This is a genomic window from Priestia sp. P5_B4, from assembly GCF_056400385.1.
This window is the reverse complement of the sequence record NZ_JBFULJ010000170.1, coordinates 1-6,320: the sequence shown is the minus strand read 5'-3', so window position 1 is coordinate 6,320 and position 6,320 is coordinate 1. Positions and strand designations below refer to the sequence as shown.

General features: G+C 38.6%; 7 protein-coding genes and 1 pseudogene. 4 read left to right on the top strand and 4 right to left on the bottom strand.

Features of this window, described 5'->3' with window-relative positions; translation table 11 throughout:
* Positions 1–669 (bottom strand): APC family permease (locus tag AC1DRF_RS14165; protein WP_477740969.1); only part of this gene is annotated, 669 nt, incomplete at its 3' end.
* Between the two features lie 382 nt (positions 670–1,051).
* Complete coding sequence (locus AC1DRF_RS14160; RefSeq protein WP_427075971.1) at positions 1,052–1,609, bottom strand: thioredoxin family protein; 558 nt, start codon at positions 1,607–1,609, stop codon at positions 1,052–1,054.
* 335 nt (positions 1,610–1,944) lie between these two features.
* Here AC1DRF_RS14160 and AC1DRF_RS14155 point away from each other — a divergent pair, with 335 nt between their 5' ends.
* The 3 genes from AC1DRF_RS14155 to AC1DRF_RS14145 all read left to right on the top strand — a co-directional run bounded on the left by AC1DRF_RS14155 (position 1,945) and on the right by AC1DRF_RS14145 (position 4,283).
* Positions 1,945–2,076 (top strand): hypothetical protein, encoded by a 132-nt coding sequence (locus AC1DRF_RS14155; protein ID WP_013057845.1) that lies wholly within the window; start codon positions 1,945–1,947, stop codon positions 2,074–2,076.
* A 343-nt stretch (positions 2,077–2,419) separates the two neighbouring features.
* Complete coding sequence (locus AC1DRF_RS14150) at positions 2,420–3,556, top strand: processed acidic surface protein (RefSeq protein WP_477740968.1); 1,137 nt, start codon at positions 2,420–2,422, stop codon at positions 3,554–3,556.
* A gap of 1 nt (position 3,557) precedes the next feature.
* The gene (locus AC1DRF_RS14145; RefSeq protein WP_043981431.1) at positions 3,558–4,283 is read left to right on the top strand and encodes a class D sortase; all 726 of its coding nucleotides are present in this window, start codon (positions 3,558–3,560) and stop codon (positions 4,281–4,283) included.
* A 29-nt stretch (positions 4,284–4,312) separates the two neighbouring features.
* Here AC1DRF_RS14145 and AC1DRF_RS14140 read toward each other — a convergent pair whose 3' ends face one another.
* Complete coding sequence (locus AC1DRF_RS14140; RefSeq protein WP_477740967.1) at positions 4,313–5,104, bottom strand: sulfite exporter TauE/SafE family protein; 792 nt, start codon at positions 5,102–5,104, stop codon at positions 4,313–4,315.
* Positions 5,105–5,416: 312 nt separating this feature from the next.
* Between AC1DRF_RS14140 and AC1DRF_RS14135 the strand changes: the two genes are divergently transcribed.
* Positions 5,417–5,986 carry a GNAT family N-acetyltransferase gene (locus tag AC1DRF_RS14135; protein WP_043981430.1) on the top strand — a complete coding sequence of 190 codons (570 nt, stop codon included), beginning with the start codon at positions 5,417–5,419 and terminating at the stop codon, positions 5,984–5,986.
* A gap of 52 nt (positions 5,987–6,038) precedes the next feature.
* Here AC1DRF_RS14135 and AC1DRF_RS14130 read toward each other — a convergent pair.
* Positions 6,039–6,250: pseudogene (locus AC1DRF_RS14130) on the bottom strand (hypothetical protein).
* Positions 6,251–6,320: the final 70 nt, after the last annotated feature.

Here is a 6,320-nt window from a genome sequence, read left to right as displayed (position 1 = left end):
AATAGGGCTTTGAAAACCGTTAAAAGCAAACACAATCCCAGACGTAGCAACAGCTGTCAAAACGCTTGCCCATCCATTTGGAGCAACGCCTCCTGCAGAAGAGAAGTTTCCTCCGTGAAACCCTGCGAATAAAAGAGCACCAATTGTAAGCCCTGGAATTACAATCTTAAAAACAGTAATAAGTGAATTAGCTTTCGAAAATAAGCCTACGGTCCAATAATTTAGAAGAAAATAAATGATTAATAGTCCTGTAGCAATAGCCAAGCCTTTTCCGGTAAGAATCCCGTTTTCTACTAAACTGCCTGTCCATTTCGCCCACTCCCACGGCCATGAACTCATATACTGAACAGAAGCAACGGCTTCAACAGGAATAACCGATACGATTGCAATCCAGTTTGCCCAAGCCGCAATAAAGCCAAGAAATGAGCCGTGCGAGTATTGCGTATATTTAACCATACCTCCTGCTTCTGGAAACATCGATCCTAGTTCACTGTAAGAAAGAGCTATAAATAAAATAACAACCATTCCAATAATCCAAGAAGCAATTGCTGCAGGGCCTGCAATTTGAGCAGCTCTCCATGCTCCAAACAGCCATCCTGATCCAATAATAGATCCAAGGCCAACCATCATGAGAGAAAACGTTCCCATTTTTCTATGTAAGTTATTCATGTATCTAACACCTTTCTTCTATATTTTCTGAGAAGTGAGTTATTAAGCGCTTTCATTAAATTTAAAAAATAAAATTCATTTTGAACTTTAAAAATGCTGCTTAAAAATACTAACCAAAAGCTTTTCCATTCATTTACGCGCCCCCTTTCTTCATTTATTATTTGTTATTATATCATCATCAAGTTAAAAAGTACGCGTTTTGAATAAAAAATATTTTTATTTTTAGAATTTTGTGCGTTTTTTTAATTAAAAGTACGCGTTTTGAACACTAACATTCATAAGAGCTGCCTTTCCCTTAAAGTGATATACAAACGATCTTGTTGCAATAACCAGAAAAAAAGCAGGATAAAATGAGCGCTTCATTTTATCCTGCTTTTTTAAGTTATTTCACAACAGCTAATACCGTTTTTTTAAAGCTGTTATAAACATAAGACCAAAGAGCCGGTTCTTCTTTATATCTTGTTCGTAACGAAGAAAAGACTTCTTTTTGTTTTTCTTCAAACGAAGGATCTTCTTTTGAAGGAAGCGTGGCACGAAGCTCATCGACGATTTGCTGAACTTCGGGAGCACGGGGGCCCCACTTCCCAAGTAACGTCCCTTCATTATTAAAAATTAAAATAATCGGAATGGCACGTCCTCCGTTTGTTAAGTGACGGTCAATTAATTCGGTGTCTGCATCTCGCAGTGCAACGCGCACATCGATACCGGCAGCTTCAGCTACTTTACGAATGATTGGGTTAATCATCATCGCATCTCCGCACCAATCTTCAGTAATCGCTAAGAAATGAAGCTTGTGAGCCTTTAATTTGTCAGCCAGTCCATCTTTAGGAAGCTGAAATTGTTCATAAACAGCCAAACTTTCCTCTTTTAATGTACTCATGTCGTTCATATATGTTTGGATTGATTTTCCTTCTTCAAAATACTGCTGTTCTGTTTTCATCAAAATCCCTCTTTCTTTTTTGTATACGAATAGATGAGATGTAAAAATTCGGTTTACTCTTTTCTATACGCACTACTAGTATAGCTTTTAAGCACAGTGAATCAAAATATAAAAGTCAGCGCTTTTTTTAGCCTGCGACAGGATTTACAAAACTTCAATTTAAAAACAGCACATTGAGATGTTATAAAAAAAGAGAATGGGGTACATGTACACTATCAATGTAACAAATTTTAAATCTTTGTGAATATTTGAGAATGTTTATTGTGTAACCGTCATCTTTTGATTATGATAATGATATGTTAGCTACTTGACTAAATATGGAGGATGAGGCAAATATGAATCAATCCCCGCATGAAAAGCGAAAAAAACGCAAACAGTTTGTAGAACGTTTAAGGCTAAAAGGAATCAAAATAGAGCTGACAAAACCGCGCTCTCACTTTTCTTCACTATCCTTACTAAAATCATAACTCGTAACCACCTTTTTCTAAAGCGGAACGGTATCGAATTTCAACTATCTATGCTAAGGCTTACATATCATTTCAAAAAGAACAGCTTCTAAGTGCTGTTCTTTTTTGATACTTTTTTATATTTCTGCCTCTGTAAAAAAAAATTATAAACCTTTTTCTTTATTTCCTCCTTTTTCTATCTAGGGCTTTCCACTCCCTTTCGTACGGTGTTCTCAAAATATATAGTTCTATAAATCCCTTAAATTACCACTATATTCAAGGTATATATAATATAAGTATATATTGTAAATTTATAACTCTTCCTATATAATCTTGTAGAAAACGTAAAAAAAGGAGAAAATTGATGAAAAAACTGGGGGCAATATTATTATCATTTCTGCTGTTTGTTGGCGTATTTCCAACATCTTCATTCGCAGCAGCGTCAACATTTGACGCAGATTTCAACAAGTATTTAAAATCGGTAAGCCAAACGCGAGGCTTTGAAGTAACCAAAGACGACGTTGAATATTCACTTTCACTGTATGACCATAGTCTTGAAAACTACGATACAATCGCAGATTTAGAAGATTTTTTAGGTGAACCAATTGCAGCTGACTTACATAACGTGCAAGATGTGTATGCAGATTTTGACTTAGACAAAACAAGCTTAAATGCGTTGTTAAAAGAGAACGGTCAAAGCTTAGACGACTATGTGTACCTAGATGATTTATACGAGGATGTTGGCTTCTATCTAGAGGGCGACGACTGGTATGAAGATGATGAGTCATATGATGAAGAAGACGCTTCTTACGATGATGAATTATTAAGTGAAGAAGATTTAAGCGGCTTACTATCGTTTATGCAGTCTGAATTAGGCTTAACTTCAGAAGAATTAAATCGAATTGAAGCACATTTTACATCGTTAGAAGATGAGCTTTCAAATGAAGCAACGCTTAACCGCTTAGATCAATTAGGCGAGCGCTTAGCGGCATTCGAAGATTTTGATACAGCAACAGAATTATCTGCTGATCAAATCGCTGAATTAATGTCTATTTATAAAGAAATGCTATCAATCTTCCATTTAGACGCTAAGTTCGCACTTGTACAAGGCGGAAATGAAAGACCGCTTTCTCTTACTGATTTAATCAACTTAGAAGAATTAAAAAATGCCAGTCTAAAAATTTCTCTTTATACAACAGACGGTAAATTTTTAGCAGACATGGTGATCACAGGCRATATGTTTAATTCTGATATCATCACAGACACAGGAAAAGAAGTAGAAAAATCTGCTGAAGCTGTAGCAAAACCAGCTCAAGCGCAAAAATCAGCAGTAGAAAAGAAACAAGAACCGGTGAAGAAACAAACGAATGGCGTTGTACAAAAAACCGTTAAAGGCGGAAAACTTCCTGAAACGGCTTCTAATTATGCAACAAATACATTAATTGGATTAGTACTTGTAGCAGCTGGCTTTGTTCTTTTCCGCAAAGTGAGACGTGCATAAAATGGAACCAAGAAAAACAAGAAGAACAATCAATCGCAAAAAGCGGTTGATTGTTCTTTCCCTTTTAGCCGCCGTCATTTGCTTTGGTCTTTGGTTTACGACCACAAACGCCTATAAATTTGCAAGAGGCTATTTGGCATTTAAAACAATGGATACAGAAGAACCAGCCGCAGCTTCAGTTTCTAAAAGCAAGGACGCTTCAACAGCGGACTCTTCTGCTGAAGCTTCTGCTGTTGAAGCTAAAAAAACGGTACACTCTCGTACTGCTAGCCCGGAAAAAAAGCCGAAAGTGTCAAATGTGTCTTACCCAAAGCAGCCAAAAATCGGTGATTTAATGGGAGAATTATATATTCCTAAATTAAACGCTAAGCTGCCGATCTATCACGGTACGAACGAAGATGAATTAGAAAAAGGCGTGGGTCATTTTGCGGGAAGCGTGCTGCCTGGTCAAAACGACAATTCTGTTCTATCAGGACATCGCGATACGGTCTTTCGTAAGCTTGGCGACGTGGGTGAAGGCGATTCGCTCGTGGTGGACACGGCAGCAGGCACCTTCACATACAAAGTGAACAAAGTACGAATCGTTGATGCGGATGACCGGACTGTTATTGTACCAAAGCCTAGAGCCACTTTAACCGTCAGCACCTGTTATCCGTTTAATTACGTTGGTTCAGCACCTGAACGCTATATTTTAGTCGCTCACCTTGTGTCATCAACACCAAAATAAAAAAGCTGTCCTTAAAAAGGCAGCTTTTTTTAATGAATAGATTTCATTAGTAAATCAAACCATATTTTCAGCGAAGTCGCCGTAATAACGATCGCTAAGATAACTTGCAGCGACGCTACCTTCGTCTTTTGCCCAACAAAAGCGCCGATTGGAGCTGCTAGTAAGCTTGCTCCAATAATCATAAGCGCCGGAAGCAAAAGGACTTGATGCGTCATTACTTTACCGAATGTTGTTCCCATAGACGAAATAAACGTCACGGCTAATGAGCTTGCAATCGTTACGCGCACAGGAATTTTTAACACGGTAATCATAATAGGAACAAGTAAAAATGCGCCTCCTGCTCCGACAATCCCCCCGCAAATTCCAACTAAAAACGCCAGAGCTGCTGCCAAAGGTTTTGAAAACGTCACTTCGAATGAATCGGCCGCTGGATTATTTTTTTTGGGCATAAACATTAATCCTGCAGCAATTGTTGCCATCACGCCGTAAATGAAATTGATCATTCCTTCTGAAAACGAGTTTGATAGCGTTGAACCAATGAGACTGCCAACTAAGACGCTGATACCCATATATAAAATTAACGGTTTATTCAAATAGCCGCCCTTTTTGTAAGCAAGAGCTCCTGAAACAGACGCAAACAGCGACTGTAYGGCTCCTATACCAGCTACTTCGTGCGCGCTGAACATTCCCACTCCTACAAGAGGCGGAACAAATAGCAGCAGCGGGTACAAAACAACTGATCCTCCAATTCCAAGCATACCTGCTAAAAATGACCCGAAAAACCCGAGTGCAAATACCGTTATTAATAGTTGTACATCCATGTTTTTACCACCTGCTTTTATCAATCCAATATCATGTTTGTTATAAAGTATGTATACTTACAACGCCTTATCGCTTCTTCCATTGTATCACTGTATATACTTCTTTTCTGTAAAAATATTGATAAAAGTGCTTTCAATTATTAATTTTTTTAATCATTAAAATCCTATCGACTTTATGCGTTATTTACTTTTAGCCTAAACTTCCTCGCTCTCCTCTTTGTTACTTGTGGTAGAATAAAGAAAAACTAGATGTTAGAACTGCCTACACGCTACGCTTATCTCAGCAGGCCCATCATCACAGGAGGCTTTCGTATGTTTGAATACAAAATTGATGACGAAGTTAGTTTGCATTTGATTGAATCAACTGACGCTTTCCCCTTGCTTTCTCTTATTAACGAGTCAAGACCTTACCTAAAAGAATGGCTCCCATGGGTAGATAGCATGCAAAGTATTGCTGACTACGATGAACTCATCCCTGAATGGAGAGCTCAATATTATAATAACCAAGGATTCCAGGCCATCATTCGGTACTACGGAGAAATCGCCGGGATGATTGGTTTTCACGGAATTAATTGGGGAAACAAAAGTACAAGTCTTGGCTATTGGATTGGACATGATTTTCAAGGAAAAGGTATTATGACRAGAGCCGTACACGGATGCCTGAATTATGCATTTAATACGTTAAACCTTCATCGAGTCGAAATACGCTGCGGCGTTAATAACGAAAAAAGTAAAGCCATCCCTGCGCGTCTAGGTTTTACAGAAGAAGGCATTTGCAGAGAAGGTGAATACCTATATGATCACTACCATGACCTTGTGATTTATGGCATGTTAAAACACGAGTGGAAGCAAGTTCCTTATGCTCCTTGGCTTCTTTCTTAAAAAGCAGGATCATTTGGACAAGCTATCGTTTGAACTGACTATATTGGAAAAATTAAAAAGAGGTTGAAGACATAACGAAATGAATCCAGCCTAAAGACGAACAAATGAGATACATGAACTGAACCGCTTRTGACACCGCAGCTATTTCCGTGCAAGGCTTCGCTTTCCGCGGGCAGCCGCTGAGCCTCCTCGTCGCTTGCGCTTCTGCGGGGTCTCACCTGTTCCGCTTTTCCCGCAGGAGTCTTCACCTTGCCCTCCAATCACCTGCTAGAAGGAACAAGACAGATGAAACTATATTCACCATAACAAAAAAAACGAACGGTTGATCACATGC